The sequence below is a fragment of the Micromonospora sp. L31 genome (assembly GCF_052068075.1).
GTDB lineage: Bacteria > Actinomycetota > Actinomycetes > Mycobacteriales > Micromonosporaceae > Micromonospora > Micromonospora purpureochromogenes.
The window spans coordinates 79,103-99,726 of record NZ_JBQHDC010000003.1 but is presented as its reverse complement, the minus strand read 5'-3'; the positions used below and the strand labels follow the sequence as shown (position 1 = coordinate 99,726).

The following is a 20,624-nucleotide window of genomic DNA, read 5'->3' as shown; positions in this document are numbered from 1 at the left end:
CGCCCCGTCGCGTCGGGGTGCGGGGCGGTCAGCCGCCGAACGCCTTGATCAGCTCTTCCGGAGCCTCCTGGGTCTGGCTGGCCGGCGGCTTCTGCGGGGCGACGGCCGCGCCGAAGTCGGTGTAGGTGGTCTTGAGCTTGCCGGCTGCCGGGGACAGCACGGTGGTGTCGACGACCAGCTCGATCAGTCGGCCCTGGTCGTCGGTCTTCGCGGTGAAGGGCACCGCCTTGGCCTTGGCGCCGAGCGCCTTGATGCCCTTGTCGTCCGGCTTGGCCTTCGTGTAGTCGAGGGTGCCGGCGAAGGCGTGCTCACCGGTCTTCTCGACCTCGGTGACCCCCTTGATCATCTGCTTGGCGCCGCCCGGGTCGCCGTCCGGCATCAGGTTCATCTGGCCGCTGGCGCCGAGCCTGGTGGCGTCCATGTGCAGCCACTTCTTCGGGGCGCCGGCCATGCCGCTGATCTTCATCCAGGCGTCGTCGCCGAGGGTGATCATCCGGACCTTGCCCTGGCTGCCCATGTCGAGGGTCATGTCGATCGCCTTGGTCCGCGGGTCCAGCAGGCCACCGCCGTTGACCACCGACGAGGTGATGGTGACCCGGACGCTGTCCTCGCTGAGCTTGAGCGCGGCGGCGGTCAGCTCGTCGAGCGGAGCGACCGACGCGCTGCTGCTCGGGGCGACGCTCGCGGCGCTTCCGCCGGCGGCTGGAGCGTCCGCTCCGTCCTGGTTGCCACAGCCGGTCAGCAGACCCAGCGCGGCGACGAGCGCGACCCCCGTGGTCGCCAGCCGTCGAGTGTTCATTGTGGATTACTCCTCGTGAAGGGTGGGCCGGTGCGGCGTGTGCTGCCCGCCACCGGCCGGGCCGTCGGTCAGCGTAGCGGGCGAAAGCGACAGTCGGGTGTCGATGTCCGTCCCTCGTAGCCGTCGGTGCTCGACCCGGCACACCCGGTCAATGGGCGTCGACCCACCTCCGGCGCGTCCGACTTGCCCAGGCCAGTGCCGGTAGGGTCGGGCCATGACAGACCTGCTCACCGCCGAGGCGGTGCGAGAGAAGCTGGGCGGGCTGGCGGACTGGTCGGGCGACCCGACTCAGATCAGCCGCACCGTCGAGCTGGGCAGCTTCCCGGCCGCCATCGCCGTGGTCGACCGGGTGGCGGAGGTGGCCGAGCGACTCGACCACCACCCCGACATCGACATCCGGTGGCGGACCGTGACCTTCCGCTGCGTCACCCACTCCGCCGGTGGGGTCACCCACCGGGACGTGGAGCTGGCGCGCCAGATCGACGACATCGTCCGGAGCGTCCGATGAGATTCGAGATCAGCAAGGTGCTGGACGCCATCGAGGGGCGCGTCTGCACCGACCCGTCCCTGGCCCGGGCCGTCCTCGACCTGGCCGAGGTGATCCGCTACCAGGATCTCGACGGTGGCCGGCCGGCCAGCCTGTTGCGGCTCGGCATGGTGATCGACGCCCTCTCCCGCGAGCTGGAGGAGGACAGCGTCCCGGTCTACGCCGTGGTGCACCGGGCGTTGCTCTCCGACGCCGACCTCACCTCGAACGAGCGGATGGTGGTCCGGCGCTGGGCCGACGACGGCCTCGTCGAGGTGCTGGACAACCCGGGCGACCGGATGCTGGAGGTGGCCGATCTGCTCGGCCTGCCGGTGCTCACCCGGGTCCGGTTCGACAGCCTGCGCGGTCGGTTCCCGTGGCTGGTGGAGCAGCCGGGCCGGGTGCTCGCGCCGGTGCCCGGCGCCGGCGGCCCGGTCTTCGTCGCGCACGTCGGCGGCGGCTCGACCCCGGTCGAGGGGGACCGCTCGCCGGTCGGGGCGAAGCTGCTGGCCCGGCAGTGGCGCTGCCCGGAGCCGGGCTGCGCCCTCTTCGGCGGCGGCGGGGGCGGTGGCGCCTTCGCCGACCTGGCCCGGGTCGAGCGCGCGCCGGCCGGCCAGCCGCCACCCGCGCTGCGCAACGGGGTGCCGACCTGCCCCCGGCACGGCGCCCGGCTCGGTGACGCCGGGCCGCGGCCCCGCACCGAGGTGCTGGCGGTCCGGATCGGTGGCCTGGTCCGGCGGCGGTTCGTGCTCACCGAGGAGCAGCCGGTCTTCGTCGGGCGGGCGCCCGAGGCCAGCGGCGGGATCGTGCTCGGCCAGTGGCTCAACGACGAGGCCCGGCGCTGGATCAGCCGCAGCCACCTGAAGCTGGAGCTGCGGGTCGGCGAGGTGATCGTGACCGACGTGAGCACCAACGGCTCCGGCATCCGCCCGCACGGGTCGATGACCGAGGCGGAACGGATCCCGCTCGCGCCGAACCAGTCCCGGGTGCTCGGCGGCGCCGACATGGTCGAGCTCTACCCGGGCGTCCAGGTCGGCCGCGCCGGCGAGCTGCCCACCGGCGCCCCGTTCACCCCCACCTCGGTGATGGCCGAGGCGCCCACCATGGCCATGCGCCTGCCCCGCAACTGACCGACGAACGACGAGCGGGCGTCGGGACCGTGGTCCCGACGCCCGCTTCGCGCGTACGAGGTCAGCCGGCCAGCACGGCGGCGAGCTGGGCCACCGCGTGGTCGATCTCCTCCTCGGTGATCACCAGCGGCGGGGCCAGCCGGATGGTGGAGCCGTGGGTGTCCTTGGCCAGGACGCCGCGCTCCATCAGCCGCTCGCATGCCTGGCGGCCGCTCATCAGCGCCGGGTCGATGTCCACCCCGGCCCAGAGGCCCCGGACCCGGACGGCAACCAGACCCTTGCCGAGCAGCCCCTCCAGGCCGGCGCGCAGCCGCGTGCCCAGCTCGGCGGAGCGGCGCTGGAACTCGCCGGTGGCCAGCAGCCGGACCACCTCGGTGGCGACCGCGCAGGCCAGCGGGTTGCCGCCGAAGGTCGAACCGTGCTGGCCCGGCTTCAGCACCCCCAGCACGTCGGCGTTCGCGGCGACCGCGGAGACCGGCACGATGCCGCCGCCGAGCGCCTTGCCCAGCAGGTACATGTCCGGCACGACGCCCTCGTGGTCGCAGGCGAAGGTGTGCCCGGTCCGGCCGAGGCCGGACTGGATCTCGTCGGCGATGAAGAGCACGTTGCGCTCGGTGCAGACCCGGCGGACACCCGGCAGGTAGCCCTCCGGCGGCACCACCACGCCCTGCTCGCCCTGGATCGGCTCGAGCAGCACGGCGACGGTGTTCTCGTCGATCGCGGCGGCCAGCGCGTCCAGGTCGCCGTAGGGGACGACCGTGAAGCCCGGGGTGTACGGCCCGAAGTCGGCGCGGGCGTCCTCGTCGGTGGAGAAGCTGACGATGGTGGTCGTCCGGCCGTGGAAGTTGCCCTCGGCGACGACGATGTTGGCCTGGCCGGGGGTGACGCCCTTGACCTGGTAGCCCCACTTGCGGGCGACCTTGACGCCGGTCTCGACCGCCTCGGCGCCGGTGTTCATCGGCAGGACCAGGTCCTTGCCGCACAGCTCGGCCAGCTCCCTGCAGAAGTCGGCGAACTGGTCGTGGATGAACGCGCGGCTGGTGAGCGTCAGCTTGTCGAGCTGCTCGTGGGCGGCGCGGATCAGCGTCGGGTGCCGGTGGCCGAAGTTCAGCGCCGAGTAGCCGGCGAGGCAGTCCAGGTAGCGACGGCCGTCCACGTCGGTGAGCCAGGCGCCCTCGGCGGAGGAGATCACCACCGGCAGCGGGTGGTAGTTGTGCGCGGTGTGCTTCTCCGCGTCCCGTACCGCAGCCGGAGTCCGCAGCATGTCCTCGATCACTTGGTCGCCTTTCCCTGACGGAGTCGCAACGTGCAGCACTTCGGTCCGCCGCCGGCCTTGCGCAGCTCGGACAGGTCGATCCCGATGGTCTCGTAACCCCGGTCGCGCAGCTTCGCGGCCAGGTCGGTGGCCTGCGCCGGCAGCACCACGTGCCGGCCGTCGCTGACCGCGTTCAGCCCCAGCACCTCGGCGTCGGCCATGGTGGCGTGCACCGCGTCCGGGAAGAGCCGGCGCAGCACCGCCTGGCTGCCGGGGGAGAACGCCTCCGGAAGGTACGCCACGGTCCGCTCGTCGAGCACGGTCAGGGCGGTGTCCAGGTGGTAGAAGCGCGGGTCGACCAGCTGCATCGTGATCACCGGGTAGCCGAAGACCTCCTGCAGCTGCGCGTGCGAGGCGTGCGCGGTGCGGAAGCCGGTGCCGGCGAGCAGGTAGTCGCCGACCAGCAGGACGTCGCCCTCGCCCTCGTTGACGTGCTTCGGGTCGTACATCTCGAAGCCGGCGGCCTCGAACCAGGCGCGGTAGGCGGGGGCCTCGTCGGCGCGCTGCGGGTCGCGGAACTGCACCGCCATGGCCTTGTCGTCGATCACCGTGCCGCCGTTGGCGGCGAAGACCATGTCCGGCAGGCCGGCGACCGGGTCGATCAGCTCGACGGAGTGGCCCAGGTCGAGGTAGGTCCGGCGCAGCTGCTCCCACTGCCGGATGGCCAGGTCGGCGTCGACCGGCGCGGTCGGGTCCATCCACGGGTTGATGGCGTAGTCGACGGCGAAGTACGTCGGCCGGCACATCAGGAAGCGCTGGCTGATGGCGTCCATCGTCATGTCCTGCTCCTGGGGGTCGGGCGCGCCCGGCCACCTCGGCCGACGGGCTGGCGCCGTCCGTCAACGGTATGCGGCATCGGCCGACGACATCCACCGCCGAGACTTGCGTACGCCGACGAAACGTTGCGTCTGGCGTCGGCCGGGCGGCGATCTGTTGCGTTCCCGCCTACCACCCACATGACGAAGGGGCCGCCACCCCCGGAACGGGAGGTGACGGCCCCTGGACGCGCTTCGGGGGCGGCGAACGCCGCCCCCGAAAGGATGCGTGCCCGGCTGGTGAACCACCAGACTGATCGGGCGTCGCCGGCGCACCACCGGCGAGCGGAAAGGTGCCCGTCAGAACCGGTCGACAAACTGTGAGTCGAGCCACTCCCGGAACCGGGAGACCCACTCGCCGTCGGCGGTCGGCCAGTCGAACTGGCCGGTCATCGCGACCACCCCGACCACCACCGCGGCCAGGCCCACCAGGATGCCGATCAGCGCGTCGGTCTTGCCGGCGACGTGCCGCCGCCGGGTCGCCATCAGGCCGAGGACGGAGAGCACCGCGCCGGCCGCGCCGACGGCGATGCCGTACCCGGCCAGCGTGCCGGTGAGCACGAACAGGGCACCGACCACGGAGACGATCAGGCCGAGGGTGGCCAGCAGGCTGGCCCGCGGCTTCGGGCCGGCGACCACCGGGGTCTCCCGGCGGGCCTCGTCCCGGTCGGGGACACCGTCCCGGTCCACGTCGACCGTCCGCTCGGCGGTGGGGTCGGCGAGGCCGGTGCCCGGCCGGGCGTCCCGGTCCGCGCCGGTGAGCCGGTCCGACGTCGTACGCCGGGGCTCGTCGTCGATCGCGGCGACCCGGCCGGAGGGGCCGCGGGTCGACTCGGAGCGGGCGGTGGACGCCCGGGCCAGCGCGGCGCGCTCCGCCGCCCGGCGCTCCGTCTCGGCGTCGCGCTCGCCGTCGGTGGCCAGCGCGTTGCTGCGGTACGTCGTCTGCTCGGCGTCCCGGTCGGTGACCACCGGCGGATCGGCCGGGCGGTCGACGGTGGCGCTCCGGTCGTGTCCGTCGACGCGCCCGTCGCCGTTACGGTCGGTCGTGGGCGCCGGTTCGGTCCGGCGCGACAGCGAAGGAATCTTCATTGTGAACACCTCCTGATCGATGCGTGGAGGCCTCGGTAAGCGCCGGTGGGCAGCCACGCGTATCACCGCTGTGGTACCCAGCGGCCCGATCCGCCACACCCGGGCTACCGTTGCCGTCGTGCCAGAGGGACACACCATCCACCGCCTGGCGGCCCGGCACGCCGAGCTGTTCGCCGGCGACAAGGTGACCGCCGCCAGCCCGCAGGGCCGCTTCGCCGAGGGCGCCGCCCGGCTCTCCGGCACCGTCCTCGACGGCACCGAGGCGTACGGCAAGCACCTGCTGCACCACTACGCCGACGAGCTGACCCTGCACGTGCACCTCGGCCTGTACGGCAAGTTCACCGACGGCCCGGGGGAGCCGCCGCCCCCGGTCGGGCAGGTCCGGTTGCGGCTCGCCAGCGACCGGCACTGGCTCGACCTGCGCGGCCCCACCGCCTGCGAGCTGCTGACCCCGCCCGAGGTCGCCGCGCTGCGCGACCGGCTCGGCCCGGACCCGCTGCGCGCCGACGCCGACCCGCGCCGGGCCTGGGCGCGGGTCCGGCGCAGTCCCACCCCGCTCGCCGCGCTGCTGCTGGACCAGTCCGTGGTGGCCGGCACCGGGCTGATCTTCGTCACCGAGGCGCTGTTCCGGGCGGGGCTGCCGCCGACGCTGCCCGGCCGGGAGCTGACCCCGGCCGGCTGGGACGCGCTCTGGGCCGACCTGGTCGAGCTGATGACGCTGGCCGTCGACCGCGGCCGGATCGACACCGTCCGCGACGCGCACCTGCCGGAGGCGATGGGCCGCCCGGCCCGCGTCGACCGGCACGGCGGCGAGGTGTACGTCTACCGCCGCCCCGGCGACCCCTGCCACGTCTGCGCGACGCCGGTGCGCCGAGGCGTGCTGGCCGGCCGCAACCTCTACTGGTGCGCCACCTGCCAGGCCGGCTGAGCCCGGCTCAGTCGCCGTCGACGAGCCAGCGGACCGACTCGACCTGGTTCGGGAAGACGACCTCCCCGTCGGTGCTCCAGGCCAGCGTCTGTGCGATCGCCCAGCCCCGGACCCGGTCCCGGTCCAGCCCCAGCGCGCCGGTGAGCCGGTCGAGCCGCCGCCGCAGCGCTGCCGGCGAGTGACCCAGCTCGGGGCCGCGCACGATCGGCACCGCCCCGAACTCCCGCTCGCCGACCAGCGGCTTCGGGTCGATCACCAGCCACGGCTCGCGGGTCGCGCGCAGCACGTTGCCGGCGTGCAGGTCCTGATTGACCAGCACCTGTTCGCCCTGGTCGTCGACGAGGTCGGCGAGCCGGCCGAGCGCCGCGTCGAGCAGCCGCCGCTCGTACGGCCGGCCGGCCCGCTCCCAGTTCACCGGCAGCCGTGCGCGCCAGCCGGCGGCCTCCTCGGCGAGCGTGGTGAACGGCCCGCCGGCCGGTTGCCACAGCCGGGGCAGCAGCCCGGCGACGACGTCCAGCGCCTCGTCGGGCGGCAGCTCGTGCACCGGCGAGCCGGGCAGGCACCGCTCGACCAGCAGCGCCCGCCGCCGCGGGTCGTGCGCGAGCAGGCGTACCGCCCCGTCGCCGGCCCAGTGCGCGAGCGCGTCGGCCTCACGGCGGCTGTCCTCGTCCGGGTACTGGAGCTTGAGCACCGCCGGGGTGCCGTCGGGCAGCGTGGCGGGCATCGCCAGGGAGGCGAACGCGTACGGAAACGGCGGCCCGAGCCGCAGTGACCAGCGCTCGACGCACTCGTCCCGCCACCGGGGCAGCGTCGCCAACCAGTCCCGCCCCACCGGCGTACCCCGCACCCAGGACAACCCCTCCGGGATCTCCACCCGGCCATCCTGCCCGCCCCCCGGGCAGTGCCGGACCCACCCCGTTCCGCCGGCCTCGCGCGTCCCTCGCCGGCCGGGTGATGCAGGCTTCGGGTGCGTTTCTTGTCACCCTGACGACAGGAAACGCACCCACACCGCACCGATCAGGGGCGCCAACCGGCGGCCGTCAACGCGGCGCGTAGTTGGGCCGCCACTTCGTCGGGCCGGCGACGGACGTCGAAGGCGGTGAACCGGAGTATGCGGTCGCCCTCGATCCAGATCTGGTTCTGCCGCCGCAGGTCCGCCGCCCAGTGCCGGACGTCCATGTGGTGCCCGCCGTCGACCTCGACGTGCAGGCCCCATCGCCGCCAGTAGGCGTCCAGGTAACGCACGCGCCCGTCGGCGTCGCGCCGCCGTTCCTGCCCCTCAGGGAGGGGTAGCCGGTGCCGCCGGCAGAGCCGGACCAGGTCGATCTCCGACAGCGCCTGGGCTCCGCCGACGATGTCCCGCAGGGTCTGCCGGATCAGGAGCCGGCGACGGGCCCGTGGCATCCGCTCCAGCACCACGCCGATCTCGTCCGGCGTAGCCCGGCGCTGCTGGCAGCCGGCCGCCAGGATCTCCTGCGCCTGGTCGTCCGTGCGGGCCCACCCGGCTGCGTCCACCAGGGAACGCGCCATCCCGGTCCGGTCGGGGTGGCCGCGCTGGCGATCCTCGGCCGGCAGGTCACGGGTGCGGCGGACCCGGACGGCCGGTAGCCCCGGTGGAAGCCGACGCAGCAGGTCCGCCGCCCGCCGGCCGTGGGGCACGAGCACGTCGACGACCTCGTACCGCCAGTTGCCGCGCAGCCCCGCGGCCTGCGCCGCGGCCAGTCCCGCGAGGACGGCATCCTCCCCGGCGGCGAGCACCGCCACCCACCACTGCTGGTCCCGGTGGAATGCCGCGTGCGGGTCGCCCACCCGGAGCAGCCCTCGGCAGATCCGGTGCCAGCGCCCCGTGGCGAGGCGGTGCCGCACCGCCGACGGGCTCAGCTCGCCGGTCGCCTGCCCCCATGTCAGTACCCCCGACTGGGTGAACAGCAGCCAGTCCAACCCTGACGCGTCGTCGCTCGGCATCCGCACCCCGCCATGACACCGGACTTCGGGTGCGGTGATTGTCGTCCGGACGACAAGAACCGCACCCGAAGTCGACAGGGTGAGGTCAGCTGGCCAGCGCGTCGACGGCCTTGCGGGCGGCGATCAGCACCGGGTCCCACACCGGGGCGTACGGCGGGGCGTAGCCGAGATCCAGCGCGGTCATGTCGTCCACGGTCATGCCGTTCCAGAGCGCCACGGCCAGCGCGTCGATCCGCTTGGCCGACTCGGAGCGGCCGACGATCTGGGCGCCGAGCAGCCGCCCGGTGGGACGCTCGGCGATCAGCTTGACGGTCATCGGGCGGGACCCCGGGTAGTAGCCGGCCCGGCTGGTCGACTCGGCCCGCACCGTGACGAACTCGAAGCCGGCCGACGCGGCTTCCCGCTCCCGCAGCCCGGTACGCCCCACCTCCAGGTCGCAGACCTTGGTCACGGCGGTGCCGATGACGCCGGGGAAGGTGGCGTACCCGCCGCCGATGTTGATCCCGACCACCCGGCCCTGCTTGTTGGCGTGCGTGCCGAGCGGGACGTGCACGGACATCCCGCTGACCCGGTGCAGCGTCTCCACGCAGTCGCCGGCCGCCCAGACGTCGGGCATCCCCGGCACCCGCATCCGCCGGTCGACGCGGACCCCGCCGGTGGTGCCGACCGGCAGGCCGGCGGCCGCGGCGAGCGCGGTGTTGGGGCGTACCCCGAGGCCGAGGACCACGACGTCGGTCGGCAGCGACCCGGCGTCGGTGACCACCGCGACGACCCGGCCGTCGCGCTCCTCGATCCCGGTCACCCGGACGCCGGTGCGGATCTCGATGCCGAGGCCGCGCATCGCCGTGGCGACCAGGGACGCCATGTCCGGGTCGACGGTGGACATCGGCTGTTCGCCCTGCTCCACCAGGGTGACCGAAAGTCCTCGCTGGACCAGCGCCTCGGCCATCTCCACCCCGATGTAGCCGCCGCCGACCACCACCGCCCGGCGTGGCTTCGGCTCGGCGTCCAGCCAGTCGCGCACCGCCGCGCCGTCGTCGAGGGTCTGCACCCCGAAGACCCCGCCCACGTCGTCGCGGGCCCAGTCGGGCTTCGTCGGCACCGCGCCGGTGGCGTACACCAGGGTGTCGAACCGCTCGCGGACCTCGCCGCCGCGGTCCAGGTCGCGGGCGACGACCTCGCGGCGGTCCAGGTCGATGCCGGTGACCTCGGTGCGGGTCCGCACGTCGATCTGGTGCTCCTCGCGGAACGTGGCCGGGGACCGGACGATCAGGTCGTCGCGTTCCTCGACCGTCCCGCTGATCCAGTACGGGATGCCGCACGCCGAGTACGACGTGAAGTGCCCCCGCTCGAACGCGACGATCTCCAGGTCGTCGCGGCGGCGACGGCGGCGGGCCTGGGAGGCCGCCGCCATGCCCGCGGCGTCCCCGCCGATGACGATCAGCCGTTGTGCCACGGTGACCAGTCTTCCACGCAGGGCTCAGCCGCGGGTCTGTCGCGCCACGTCCGCCACCACGTCCTCCAGCCGGCCGGTCCGCTCGAAGACGGCCCGCTGCCGGGCGGCGCCGCTGCCGTGCCGGCGCAGCCCGCCCAGCAGGTCGGTCACCTCGGCCAGGTCGCCGTGGCTCTCCAGCGCGGGGCGCACCCGCTCGACCAGGGCGTCCAGCAGTTCCCAGGCCGGGCGCAGCTCGCCGTTGGTGAGGTCGACGCCCTCGCCCTCCAGCCCGTCGTGCGCGGCCCGCCAGTGCGCGGCGACCAGCAGGTGGTGGTCGGTGTTGACCGCGCGGCGGCCCTCGGCGATGTCCGTCATCGCGGTCGCCACCATCGCCCGGACCATGGCCGCGACCAGCACCGCGTCGTCCACCGACGGGCAGACGTCACCGATGCGGATCTCCACCGTCGGGTACTTCGCCGACAGCCGGGCGTACCAGTAGAGCATCCCCTCGTCGAGCATCACGCCGCTGGAGATGAGCTGCCGGATCAGCCGCTGGTAGTGCTCGTGCGACTTCAGGAACGGGGTGGGGGCGACCGACGGCCAGTGCTCCCACTCGACCGAGCGCCAGCTCGCGTAGCCGGTGTCCTCGCCCCGGGCGAACGGGGAGTTGGTGGTCACCGCGTGCAGCACGGGCAGCCAGGGGCGGACGTGGTTGAGCACCTGGACGCCGGTCTCCGGGTCGGGGACGCCGACGTGCACGTGCATGCCGTTGTTGCCGGGGCCCGGCACCAGCAGCCGGAACCGCTCGATCATCTGGTCGAAGCGGGGCTTGTCGACCACCGGCGGAACCGGGCCGTCGACCGGGCCGGTGCCGATGGCGAGCAGCCGTACGCCGGCCCGCTCGGCGGCGTCGGCGAGCGCGGCCCGCAGCACGCCGAGGGAGTGGCGGATCGACCGGAGTTCCAGCCCGGGCGGGCTGCCGATCTCGATCTGGCTGGTCTGGAACTCCCGCTCCACCTGGCCGCGCAGTTCCGCCGGCACCTGCTCCAGCACCAGGTCGACGGCGGGCACCGCGGCACCGGTGTGCGGGTCGACGAGCAGGAACTCCTCCTCGACGCCCACCGTGAGCAGGTCGGTGCCGTTCGGGGCCGCCGGGCTCGCCGCCGCCACCTGGCCGGTCATCGCCACCACCGTCCGTTCGCCCCGGTCACGGTCCGTCCGCGCCGGTCGGGGCTCTGGTTACCCAGGGTGGCGGCGGCGGAAAACGCCGGACCGGCGCGTCGGGGCGGCGTGTCGCCGATCCCGCCGGTGGAGTGGACGACGGACCCTAGGCTGATCGCGTGCCGGGTCTGCTGGTGGCGGTGACGGGTCTGTGGGCGTACGCGCTCACCGAGCTGACGCTGCTCGGGCAGCGTCCGGCGGAACTCCTCGCCGGCGCGGCGGTGGTGGCCGCGCTGCTGCTCGCGGCGCTGCTGGCGGCGCGTCCCCGCCGGGTGGGCGGCCCGGCCCGGGGTGGCCGGCGGGCAGTGGGCCTGCGGGAGCGGGCCCGGCGCCGGCGGGTGCCGCGCCAGGTCGATCCGGACGCGGCCGGCCGGCCCCGTCCCCGGGCCCCGGGGTGGCGTCCCTCGGCCGGGTGGCGTCCGGTCGCGGGCTGATCCCGCGCGTCGCCGCCCGGCCGATTCCGTCGTCATCCGTCCCACCGGCCCCGGCCGGGGGACATCCGGGATCGGACCGAGGGGTCACCTGATGCTCGCCTTCTCACCCGTGCACGACGCGGTGGCTGCCGCCGGCGCCGCCGTCACCTGGCTCTCCGACGCGCTCGCGCCGCTGACCGGCGGGACGGCCACCGCCGCCGCCATCGTCCTGTTCACCATCGCCGTCCGGCTGCTGATCTCGCCGCTCACCCTGGCGCAGGTCCGTGGGGAGCGGCGCCGCGCGGCGCTCGCCCCCGAGGTCCGCCAGCTCCAGCAGCGGTACGCCGACGACCCCGCGCGGTTGCAGTCCGAGCTGTTCGGGCTCTACCGGAAGGCCGGCGCCAGTCCGGTCGCCGGCTGCCTGCCGGCGCTGCTCCAGGCGCCCTTCTTCCTGGTCATGTACCGGCTCTTCGCCACCGGTGAGGGCGGCGGCGGGCTGCTCGACGAGCGGCTGGGCGGGGTGCCGCTGGGCTGGCACCTGGGCGACGGGCTCTCCGGCCCGGTGGTGCTGGTCTTCGGCCTGCTGCTGGCGGTGCTGACCGGCCTCGCCTGGTTCTCCTCCCGGCGGGCGAAGCGCGCCGCGGCGTCGACGGGCACGGTGGCCGGTACGCCGATCGAGGGACCGGGCGCGGCCACGCTGGGCCGGCTGATCCCGCTGCTGCCGTACGTGACCGTGCTGGTGGCGCTGGTGGTGCCGCTGGCCGCGGTGATCTACCTGGTGACCACCACGGCGTGGACGGCGCTGGAGCAGGTGACGTTGCGCCGCCCGCAGCCGGAACCCATCGACAAGCGTTGACATATGTCGGCTCGGCGGCGTACAAATCGCTGTCAGAGAGCGCTCTCTCGACCCGTCCCCCGCAGAGAGGCACCCCCGATGAACCCTGCCCCGGCGGCCTCCGCCGCCCCCCGCCCACCCCGGTCGCGCCGACGGCTCCCGCTGGCCGTCGCGCTGGCCGTCGCCACCACCGCGCTGGCCGGCGTGACCGTGACCGCGCAGGCCGCCGTCCCACCGCCCCCGTCCGGCTGGAGCCTGATGTGGAGCGACGACTTCACCGGCTCCGCCGGCACCCTGCCGTCCTCGGCCAACTGGATCATCGACACCGGCACCAGCTACCCGGGTGGCCCGGCCAACTGGGGCACCGGCGAGATCCAGACGTACACCGCCAGCACCACCAACCTCGCCCACGACGGCGCCGGCAACCTGCGGATCACCCCGGTCCGCGACGGCGCCGGCCGGTGGACCTCCGCCCGGATCGAGACCGTCCGCACCGACTTCAAGCCGCCCGCCGGGGGAGTGCTCGCCATCGAGGGGCGGATCCAGATGCCCAACGTCACCGGCGCGCAGGCCGCCGGGTACTGGCCGGCGTTCTGGGCGCTCGGCTCGCCGTACCGGGGCAACTACCAGAACTGGCCCGGCATCGGCGAGTTCGACGTGATGGAGAACGTCAACGGCCTGAACCAGGTCTGGGGCGTGCTGCACTGCGGGTACGCCCCGGGCGGCCCGTGCAACGAGTTCAGCGGCCTCGGCAACTCCCGGCCCTGCCCCGGCAGCACCTGCCAGTCCGCCTTCCACACCTACCGGTTCGAGTGGGACGCCTCGGTCGCCCCGCAGCAACTGCGCTGGTACGTCGACGGGCAGCTGTTCCACACCGTCGGCCAGAACCAGGTCGGCGAGCCGTACTGGACCCAGATGACCGGCCACGCCGGCTACTTCCTGCTGCTCAACGTCGCGATGGGTGGCTCGTTCCCGAACGGGGTGGCCGGCTACGCCACGCCGACCGCCTCGACCGTCTCCGGCCGGCCGATGCTGGTCGACTACGTGGCGGTCTACCGGCGGGGCACGTCCACGCCACCGCCGACCACCCCGCCGCCGTCCGGAGGCGTCGACGCGTACGGGACGATCCAGGCCGAGGCGTTCACCGCGCAGAACGGGGTGATCGTCGAGGCGTGCGCCGAGGGCGGGCAGAACATCGGCGCCGTGCGCAGCGGTGACTGGGTCCGCTACGACAACGTCGACTTCGGCGCGACCCCGCCCCGCGACTTCGTCGCCCGGGTGGCCTCCGGGGCGGCCGGCGGGGTGAGCGGGTTGGTCGAGGTGCGCCTGGACAGCCCGACCAGCACGCCGATCGGCAGCTTCGCCATCGCCAACACCGGCGGCTGGCAGAGCTGGCGCTCGGTGCCCGGCAACGTCGCCGCGGCGACCGGGCGGCACACCGTCTACCTGACCTTCAGCAGCGGCCAGAGCGCCGACTTCGTCAACGTCAACTGGTTCACCTTCCGGCGCTGAGCGCGTCCGGGGCCCGCGTCGAGGCGACGCGGGCCCCGATCGATGGGTCGACCACTCTGGACAGAATCAGTTAACAGTCTTAATAATAAGCGCGCACGTCGACATCCATGGATCGATCGCAGTACGGAGGGTCGCATGACGCGTTCCAGAACCCTGCTCCTCTCCCTGGTCGCCGCGCTGGTCGCGACCCTCGGCGCGGCGTGGGTCGCGCTGCCCGCGTACGCGGCCGGGGCGACCGCCAGCTTCGTCAAGACCTCCGACTGGGGCAGCGGCTGGGAGGGGAAGTACACGATCACCAACGGCGGCGGCAGCACCATCTCCGGCTGGACCGTCTCCTTCGACCTGCCCGCCGGGACCACCGTCGGCAGCTACTGGGACGCGCTGCTCACCAGCTCCGGCCAGCGGTACACCTTCACCAACCGGTCCTGGAACGGCACCGTCGCCCCGGGCGCCTCGGTGTCGTTCGGCTTCCTCGGGACCGGGACCGGCTCGCCGACCAACTGCCTGCTCAACGGGGCGCCCTGCGGTGGCGGCAGCACCCCGCCGAGCCCGACGCCGACCACTCCGACGCCGTCGCCCACCACCCCGGCGCCGACCACCCCGCCGCCCACCACCACTCCGCCGCCGCCCACCGGCGGGCTGCCGAAGCACCTGCTCACCGGCTACTGGCACAACTTCGACAACCCCGCGGTCGAGCTGCGACTGCGCGACGTGCCCGCCGAGTACGACATCGTCGCCGTCGCCTTCGGCGAGGCCACCGCCACGCCCGGCGCGGTCGGGTTCGCCGTCGACCCCGGCCTGTCCGCCGCACTCGGCGGTTACACCGACGCGCAGTTCACCGCCGACGTGCAGACCCTGCGCTCGCGCGGCCAGAAGGTGATCCTCTCCGTCGGCGGCGAGACCGGCCGGGTCGCGGTCAACGACGCCACCTCGGCCACCGCCTTCGCCGACACCGTCCACGCGCTGATCCGCCGGTACGGCTTCGACGGGGTCGACATCGACCTGGAGAACGGGCTCAACCCGACGTACATGGCCCAGGCGCTGCGCGCCCTGCGGGCGAAGGTCGGGGCCGGCCTGATCATCGCGATGGCACCGCAGACCATCGACATGCAGTCGCCCACCACCGGCTACTTCAAGCTGGCGCTGGACATCCGGGACATCCTCACCGTGGTCAACACCCAGTTCTACAACTCCGGGGCGATGCTCGGCTGCGACCAGAACGCCGCGTACTCGCAGGGCACGGTGAACTTCATCGTCGCCCTGGCCTGCATCCAGCTGGAGGCGGGGCTGCGCCCCGACCAGGTCGGCCTGGGCCTGCCCGCCGGACCGGGCGCCGCCGGCGGTGGCATCGTCGCGCCGAGCGTGGTCAACGCCGCCCTGGACTGCCTGGCCCGCGGCACCAACTGCGGCAGCTTCCGGCCGCCGCGCACCTACCCGGGCATCCGGGGCGCGATGACCTGGTCGGTGAACTGGGACGTCAGCAACGGCAACGGTTTCGCCCGCACCGTCAAGCCGCACCTGGCCACCCTGCCCTGACGGGCGTGGCCGGTCCGCCGTCCCGCGGGCCGGCCACGCCGCACCACCCGGCCCACCCCCGGCCGGTCCGTCCGCACCCGGCCCACCCCCGGCCGGCGAGTCCGCACCCGGCCCACCCCCGGCCGGGCCGTCCGCACCGCCGGCCCACCGCAGCGGCCGGGCCGGTCCTCCCGCGCCACCGACCCGCCTCCTGCGGGCCGGCGACCCCGCCCACCCCGGGCGGTCCCCCACCACAGGTCCCTGGAGGCCACCGTGAAACTCCGCTCGCCACGCGTGGCGACATTCGCCGTCGCGCTCGCCGCCGCCCTGGTCGCGGCCACCGTCGTGGCTCCACCGGCCGCGTCCGCCGCCACCGCCGCCTTCGTCCGCACCTCCAGCTGGGGCAGCGGGTACGAGGCGAAGTTCACCGTCACCAACGACAGCTCGGCCAGCATCAGCTCCTGGAACGTGCAGTTCGACCTGCCCGCCGGCAGCTCGCTCGGCACCTTCTGGGACGCCCGGCTGACCACCTCCGGCCAGCACGTGACCGCGGTGAACCAGTCCTGGAACGGCACCCTCGCCCCGGGTGCCAGCACCTCGTTCGGTTTCGTGGTCAGCGGTAACGGCGACCCGACCAACTGCACGGTCAACGGCGGCTCCTGCACCGGAGGCGGCGGCAACCCGTCCGCCCCGGCCACCCCCGGCGGCCTGCGGGTCACCGGCACCACCGCCTCCTCGATCGCGCTGGCGTGGAACGCCGTCGGCGGCACGGTCACCGGCTACCGGGTGTACGAGGGCTCGACCGTCCGGGCCACCCTCACCGGCACCTCGACCACGGTCAGCGGGCTGGCCGCCTGCTCCGCGCACAGCTACACGGTGGCCGCGTACAACTCCTCCGGTGAGTCGGCGAAGTCCGCGCCGGTCTCCGCCACCACCACCGGCTGCACCGGCGGCACCGCCCCGATGGCCGCCGCGCCCTACCTCTACCCGGGCTGGGGCGACCCGCCCGCGCCGTCGACGGTGATGGGGGCGACCGGGATCAAGTGGTTCACCATCGCGTTCGTCCTCTCCGGCGGCGGCTGCACCCCGGCCTGGGACGGCAGCGGCCCGCTCACCGGCGGCGCGCACGCCAACACGATCGCCGCGATCCGGGCCGCAGGCGGTGACGTGATCCCGTCCATCGGCGGGTGGAGCGGCAACAAGCTCGGCCCGAACTGCTCCTCGGCCGCCGCGCTCGCCGGGGCGTACCAGCAGGTGATCAACGCGTTCGGGCTGAAGGCGATCGACATCGACATCGAGAACAGCGACGAGTTCGAGAACGCGGTGGTGCAGGACCGGATCCTCGGCGCGCTGAAGATCGTCAAGCAGAACAACCCGGGGATCAAGACGATCGTCACGTTCGGCACCTCGACCACCGGGCCGAACTACTGGGGCACCCGGCTGATCAACCAGGCCGCCGCGCTCGGCGCGAACATCGACACCTTCACCATCATGCCGTTCGACTTCGGCGGTGGCGCGAACATGTACCAGAACACGATCAACGCGGCGGAGGGCCTGAAGAACGCGCTGAAGACGGCCTTCGGCTGGTCGGACGCCACCGCGTACGCGCACATGGGCATCTCCGGCATGAACGGCCTCTCCGACCAGCAGGAGCTGACCTCTCCGGCCACCTGGACGCAGATCCGGGACTGGGCCAAGGCCCGCGGCCTGTCCCGCTTCACCTTCTGGTCGGTCAACCGGGACCGCCCCTGCCCGGGCGGGGGAGTGGTCTCCAACTGCTCCGGCATCGCCCAGAACACCTGGGAGTTCACCTCGATCACCGCGAAGTACTGAGCGACGGCGTCGCGGTCAGCGACCGGCGGTCACCGACTGCCGGTCGCGCCGCGCCCGCCGCTTGCGGACCTTCTTCACCACCCAGCTCGCGATCATGACGGCGAAGACGGCGAAGATCGCGTAGTTGAACCAGCTGCTGTACCGGTCGACGTCCTCCCAGCGCGACCCGAGCGCGTAGCCCAGCCCCACGATCACGGTGTTCCACACCCCGCTGCCCAGCGTGGTCAACAGGACGAACTCACCCAGCGGCATCCGGTTCGCCCCGGCCGGGACCGACACCAGGCTGCGGACCACCGGCACCACCCGGCCGATCAGCACCGCCCACCGGCCGTACCGCTCGAACCAGCGGTCGGCCTTCTCCAGGTCGTCGGAGTCCACCAGCGGGAGGTGGTCCAGCCAGCGCTTGAGCCGTTCCTCGCCGAGCGCCGCGCCGAGCCAGTAGAGCACCAGCGCGCCGAACAGCGAGCCCACCGTCGCGGCGAGCACGATCACCACCGGGTGGAAACGGCCCGCACTGGCGAGGTAGCCGGCCATCGCCAGCACGACCTCGCTGGGGATCGGCGGGATGATGCTCTCCAGGGCCACCAGCAGCGCGACCCCGACCGCGCCCAGCGAGTCGATGACGCTCGCCACCCAGCCGGTCAGCCCGGTGAACTGGTTCGGGTCGACGTTCTGGGCGAGAGCCATGGGCGTCCTTCCGAGAGCTGCCGGGATCGGAGAGTCGTACCCGCGCATCCGACCCCCACACCTGCCGGTGACCCGCCCCACTGACCATCCGCTCAGGCCCGGTCCGCCCGCCGACCTGCCCGCCGGCCCGCCCCGTTTGCGGCGTGTCGGGGTGTCCGGCACCCGCGACACCGCGACACGCCGCAAATCGTGGGTCTGCTGGGGGCCGGGCAGGTCAGGTCGAGGGGTGCAGTTGGCGGTCGGCCGGGCCCTGGCGCCAGCCGGTGAACCGGACGGTCAGCCCGGACCGGGTCGGCGAGCAGCAGAACGGACCGGCGGACGCCGCCGCCTCCGGGGCGAGCGGGGCGAGCCGGACCAGCCGCCACGGCTCGTCGTCCACCCGGGCCCGGACGGTGAGCGCGTCGCCGTCCCGGCTGACCCGGACGGTGACCTCCCGCCCGGCCCAGTCCGGCACCGGCGCGACCGACCAGTCGGAGACCTCCCGGGTGACCACCGCGCCGAGCTGCGGCTCGCCGTCGCTGACCTCCACCCCGGCCTTGACCCAGTTCCGCTCGTCCACCCGGACCAGCACCCCGGCCTGGTCGAACTGCTCGCCGTAGTCCAGCCGGAAGCTCACCTCGACGGCGCTGCCGCCGGGCAGCGGGGCGAGCAGGGCGGGCCCGTCGTCGTGCACGAACCCGTAGCCGGTGTGCCGCCAGAAGTCACTCTCCGCGCCCGGCTCCACCAGCAGGTCACCCGCGTCGGTCCGCTCGACCCGCACCGGCTCGCGCAGCCAGCGACCGTCGGCCCAGTCGACGTCCCGCAGCGTCTCGTCCTCGCCCATGCCGGCACCGTACCCGTCCGGACGGCGCCGATCCGAGGGCCGGCGGCGACGGCCTCGCGTTTGCCGGGACGGCCGATCGGAGACATAAGGTCGGCATGGGTGACAGGTGGTACTCCGAGGCCGTCGTCTACTGCCTCGACATCGACACGTACGCGGACTCCGACGGCGACGGGGTCGGTGACATCCGAGGGCTGATCGGCCGGCTGGACTACCTGGCCCGGCTCGGGGTGACCTGCCTGTGGCTGCACCCGATCCACCCCTCACCGAGCCGGGACGACGGCTACGACGCCACCGACTTCTACAACGTGGACCCCCGCTTCGGCACCCTCGGCGACTTCGCGGAGCTGCTGCACCAGGCGCAGAACCGGGGCATCCGGGTGATCATCGACCTGGTGGTCAACCACACCTCCGACGAGCACCCCTGGTTCCAGTCCGCCCGCTCCTCGCCCGACTCGCCGTACCGGGACTGGTACGTCTGGTCCGACACCGAGCCGGACGACCGGCACCAGGGCATGGTCTTCCCCGGCGAGCAGAACGAGACCTGGAGCTACGACCGCACCGCCAAGGCGTGGTACTACCACCGGTTCTACACGTTCCAGCCGGACCTCAACTTCGCCAACCCGGAGGTCCGCGCGGAGATCAAGAAGGTGATGTCGTTCTGGCTCCAGCTCGGCGTCTCCGGTTTCCGGATGGACGCGGTGCCGTTCATCATCGAGCTGACCGAGCCGGGCAACCCCAACTCGCCCAAGGACTTCGAGTTCCTCACCGAGCTGCGCCAGCACGTGCAGTGGCGGCGCGGCGACGCGGTCCTGCTGGCCGAGGCGAACGTCGAGCCGGACCAGCTGCCCACGTTCTTCGGCGACAGCGGCGGCTCCGGCAACCGGATCCACATGCTCTTCGACTTCATGCTCAACGGCCGGCTCATGCTGGCCCTGGCCCGGCAGGACCCGGAGCCGGTGATCGAGGCGCTGCGGGACACCCCGGCGCTGCCCGCCGGCGGCCAGTGGGCCACCTTCCTGCGCAACCACGACGAGATCGACCTCTCCCGGCTCACCGCCGAGCAGCGCAACCAGGTGTACGCCGAGTTCGGCCCGGACGAGGACATGCGGATCTACGACCGGGGCATCCGGCGCCGGCTGGCCCCGATGCTCGGCAACGACCGCCGCCGCATCGAGCTGGCGTACGCCCTGCAGTTCTCGCTGCGCGGCACGCCGGTGCTGCGCTACGGCGAGGAGATCGGGATGGGCGAGGACCTGTCGCTGCCCGGCCGGGAGGCCATCCGCACCCCGATGCAGTGGTCGTTCAAGCCGAACGCCGGGTTCTCCACCGCGGACCCGGAGAAGCTGGTCCGGCCGGTGATCGACAAGGGTGAGTTCAGCTACGAGAAGGTCAACGTGACCGCCCAGCGCCGTGACCCGAAGTCGCTGCTGGCCTGGTTCGAGCGGATGATCCGTACGCTGCGCGAGGCCCCCGAGATCGGCTCGGGCGCGACGACGCACATCGACGTGCCGATGCCGGCCGGGGTGCTGGCGCACCGCGCTGACGGTCCGACCGGGACGATGGTCTTCCTGCACAACCTGGGCACCGAGGACGTCGAGGTCGACCTGAGCGTGCTCGCGCCCGAGGCGGACCTGCCGAATGACGTCCTCTCCGACCGCGGGTACGGCGAGGTGGGCAAGCTGGACAACCTCAAGCTGGCCGGCTACGGCTACCGCTGGATCCGGCTCTGCCGGGGCGAGGCCGTCTGACCCTCCCGACCGACCTCCGGCCGGGCCCGGCGGTG

General features: G+C 73.5%; 19 protein-coding genes. 9 read left to right on the top strand and 10 right to left on the bottom strand.

What is annotated here, in order from left to right:
* Nucleotides 1-28: 28 nt before the first annotated feature.
* Nucleotides 29-799, bottom strand: coding sequence for a hypothetical protein (locus ACTMS9_RS10040; RefSeq protein WP_441142536.1), 771 nt, complete (start codon nt 797-799; stop codon nt 29-31).
* A 214-nt stretch (nt 800-1,013) separates the two neighbouring features.
* On the opposite strand from ACTMS9_RS10040, the gene ACTMS9_RS10035 reads away from it, so the two are divergent.
* Nucleotides 1,014-1,307, top strand: a complete 294-nt coding sequence (locus ACTMS9_RS10035) for a 4a-hydroxytetrahydrobiopterin dehydratase (RefSeq protein ID WP_441142538.1) — start codon at nt 1,014-1,016, stop codon at nt 1,305-1,307.
* Nucleotides 1,304-2,455 carry an FHA domain-containing protein gene (locus tag ACTMS9_RS10030; protein ID WP_334569071.1) on the top strand — a complete coding sequence of 384 codons (1,152 nt, stop codon included), beginning with the start codon at nt 1,304-1,306 and terminating at the stop codon, nt 2,453-2,455. The genes ACTMS9_RS10035 and ACTMS9_RS10030 overlap by 4 nt, the downstream gene beginning before the upstream one ends.
* Before the next feature lie 61 nt (nt 2,456-2,516).
* Here the strand turns inward: ACTMS9_RS10030 and rocD are convergent, their stop codons facing one another.
* From rocD to ACTMS9_RS10015, 3 genes are all read right to left on the bottom strand, one after another.
* Entirely contained in the window at nt 2,517-3,731 is a 1,215-nt protein-coding gene (gene rocD / locus ACTMS9_RS10025) for an ornithine--oxo-acid transaminase (protein ID WP_441142541.1), read from the bottom strand.
* Complete coding sequence (gene ddaH / locus ACTMS9_RS10020) at nt 3,728-4,543, bottom strand: dimethylargininase (RefSeq protein WP_441142654.1); 816 nt, start codon at nt 4,541-4,543, stop codon at nt 3,728-3,730. The genes rocD and ddaH overlap by 4 nt, the downstream gene beginning before the upstream one ends.
* 342 nt (nt 4,544-4,885) lie before the next feature.
* Nucleotides 4,886-5,674, bottom strand: a complete 789-nt coding sequence (locus ACTMS9_RS10015; RefSeq protein WP_441164756.1) for a thrombospondin — start codon at nt 5,672-5,674, stop codon at nt 4,886-4,888.
* 118 nt (nt 5,675-5,792) lie between these two features.
* Between ACTMS9_RS10015 and ACTMS9_RS10010 the strand changes: the two genes are divergently transcribed.
* Nucleotides 5,793-6,602 (top strand): Fpg/Nei family DNA glycosylase, encoded by an 810-nt coding sequence (locus tag ACTMS9_RS10010; RefSeq protein WP_441164755.1) that lies wholly within the window; start codon nt 5,793-5,795, stop codon nt 6,600-6,602.
* Nucleotides 6,603-6,609: 7 nt separating this feature from the next.
* Here ACTMS9_RS10010 and ACTMS9_RS10005 read toward each other — a convergent pair whose 3' ends face one another.
* The 4 genes from ACTMS9_RS10005 to ACTMS9_RS09990 form a co-directional block, all read right to left on the bottom strand.
* Nucleotides 6,610-7,476 (bottom strand): aminoglycoside phosphotransferase family protein, encoded by an 867-nt coding sequence (locus ACTMS9_RS10005; protein ID WP_441164754.1) that lies wholly within the window; start codon nt 7,474-7,476, stop codon nt 6,610-6,612.
* A gap of 143 nt (nt 7,477-7,619) precedes the next feature.
* Entirely contained in the window at nt 7,620-8,567 is a 948-nt protein-coding gene (locus ACTMS9_RS10000; protein ID WP_441164753.1) for an endonuclease domain-containing protein, read from the bottom strand.
* A gap of 85 nt (nt 8,568-8,652) precedes the next feature.
* Nucleotides 8,653-10,023 (bottom strand): FAD-dependent oxidoreductase, encoded by a 1,371-nt coding sequence (locus tag ACTMS9_RS09995; RefSeq protein ID WP_441164752.1) that lies wholly within the window; start codon nt 10,021-10,023, stop codon nt 8,653-8,655.
* A gap of 24 nt (nt 10,024-10,047) precedes the next feature.
* Nucleotides 10,048-11,184 (bottom strand): carboxylate-amine ligase, encoded by a 1,137-nt coding sequence (locus tag ACTMS9_RS09990; protein ID WP_441142553.1) that lies wholly within the window; start codon nt 11,182-11,184, stop codon nt 10,048-10,050.
* A 158-nt stretch (nt 11,185-11,342) separates the two neighbouring features.
* Here ACTMS9_RS09990 and ACTMS9_RS09985 point away from each other — a divergent pair, with 158 nt between their 5' ends.
* From ACTMS9_RS09985 to ACTMS9_RS09965, 5 genes are all read left to right on the top strand, one after another.
* On the top strand, nt 11,343-11,657 hold the full coding sequence (locus tag ACTMS9_RS09985; RefSeq protein WP_441164751.1) for a DUF6412 domain-containing protein: 315 nt from the start codon (nt 11,343-11,345) through the stop codon (nt 11,655-11,657).
* A gap of 91 nt (nt 11,658-11,748) precedes the next feature.
* Complete coding sequence (locus ACTMS9_RS09980; RefSeq protein WP_441164750.1) at nt 11,749-12,492, top strand: YidC/Oxa1 family membrane protein insertase; 744 nt, start codon at nt 11,749-11,751, stop codon at nt 12,490-12,492.
* Nucleotides 12,493-12,570: 78 nt separating this feature from the next.
* Nucleotides 12,571-13,983: a carbohydrate-binding protein gene (locus ACTMS9_RS09975; RefSeq protein ID WP_441142559.1), complete on the top strand. Its 1,413-nt coding sequence runs from the start codon at nt 12,571-12,573 to the stop codon at nt 13,981-13,983.
* A gap of 135 nt (nt 13,984-14,118) precedes the next feature.
* Nucleotides 14,119-15,519, top strand: coding sequence for a chitinase (locus tag ACTMS9_RS09970; protein ID WP_441164749.1), 1,401 nt, complete (start codon nt 14,119-14,121; stop codon nt 15,517-15,519).
* Nucleotides 15,520-15,792: 273 nt separating this feature from the next.
* Entirely contained in the window at nt 15,793-17,331 is a 1,539-nt protein-coding gene (locus ACTMS9_RS09965) for a cellulose binding domain-containing protein (protein WP_441164748.1), read from the top strand.
* A 15-nt stretch (nt 17,332-17,346) separates the two neighbouring features.
* Here the strand turns inward: ACTMS9_RS09965 and ACTMS9_RS09960 are convergent, their stop codons facing one another.
* On the bottom strand, nt 17,347-18,018 hold the full coding sequence (locus tag ACTMS9_RS09960; protein WP_441164747.1) for a DedA family protein: 672 nt from the start codon (nt 18,016-18,018) through the stop codon (nt 17,347-17,349).
* 214 nt (nt 18,019-18,232) lie between these two features.
* A complete protein-coding gene (locus tag ACTMS9_RS09955; RefSeq protein WP_441164746.1) occupies nt 18,233-18,841 on the bottom strand; it encodes a DUF1349 domain-containing protein in 609 nt (202 codons plus the stop codon).
* Nucleotides 18,842-18,936: 95 nt separating this feature from the next.
* Here ACTMS9_RS09955 and ACTMS9_RS09950 point away from each other — a divergent pair, with 95 nt between their 5' ends.
* Nucleotides 18,937-20,589: an alpha-amylase family protein gene (locus ACTMS9_RS09950; RefSeq protein ID WP_441164745.1), complete on the top strand. Its 1,653-nt coding sequence runs from the start codon at nt 18,937-18,939 to the stop codon at nt 20,587-20,589.
* Nucleotides 20,590-20,624: the final 35 nt, after the last annotated feature.

Bases quoted from the DNA above. Each gene is read 5' to 3' on its own strand.
- ACTMS9_RS10040 (WP_441142536.1), bottom strand. From the start codon at position 799: ATGAACACTCGACGGCTGGCGACCACGGGGGTCGCGCTCGTCGCCGCG.
- ACTMS9_RS10035 (WP_441142538.1), top strand. From the start codon at position 1,014: ATGACAGACCTGCTCACCGCCGAGGCGGTGCGAGAGAAGCTGGGCGGG.
- ACTMS9_RS10030 (WP_334569071.1), top strand. From the start codon at position 1,304: ATGAGATTCGAGATCAGCAAGGTGCTGGACGCCATCGAGGGGCGCGTC.
- ddaH (WP_441142654.1), bottom strand. From the start codon at position 4,543: ATGGACGCCATCAGCCAGCGCTTCCTGATGTGCCGGCCGACGTACTTC.
- ACTMS9_RS10015 (WP_441164756.1), bottom strand. From the start codon at position 5,674: ATGAAGATTCCTTCGCTGTCGCGCCGGACCGAACCGGCGCCCACGACC.
- ACTMS9_RS10000 (WP_441164753.1), bottom strand. From the start codon at position 8,567: ATGCCGAGCGACGACGCGTCAGGGTTGGACTGGCTGCTGTTCACCCAG.
- ACTMS9_RS09990 (WP_441142553.1), bottom strand. From the start codon at position 11,184: ATGACCGGCCAGGTGGCGGCGGCGAGCCCGGCGGCCCCGAACGGCACC.
- ACTMS9_RS09980 (WP_441164750.1), top strand. From the start codon at position 11,749: ATGCTCGCCTTCTCACCCGTGCACGACGCGGTGGCTGCCGCCGGCGCC.
- ACTMS9_RS09975 (WP_441142559.1), top strand. From the start codon at position 12,571: ATGAACCCTGCCCCGGCGGCCTCCGCCGCCCCCCGCCCACCCCGGTCG.
- ACTMS9_RS09970 (WP_441164749.1), top strand. From the start codon at position 14,119: ATGACGCGTTCCAGAACCCTGCTCCTCTCCCTGGTCGCCGCGCTGGTC.
- ACTMS9_RS09960 (WP_441164747.1), bottom strand. From the start codon at position 18,018: ATGGCTCTCGCCCAGAACGTCGACCCGAACCAGTTCACCGGGCTGACC.
- ACTMS9_RS09955 (WP_441164746.1), bottom strand. From the start codon at position 18,841: ATGGGCGAGGACGAGACGCTGCGGGACGTCGACTGGGCCGACGGTCGC.
- ACTMS9_RS09950 (WP_441164745.1), top strand. From the start codon at position 18,937: ATGGGTGACAGGTGGTACTCCGAGGCCGTCGTCTACTGCCTCGACATC.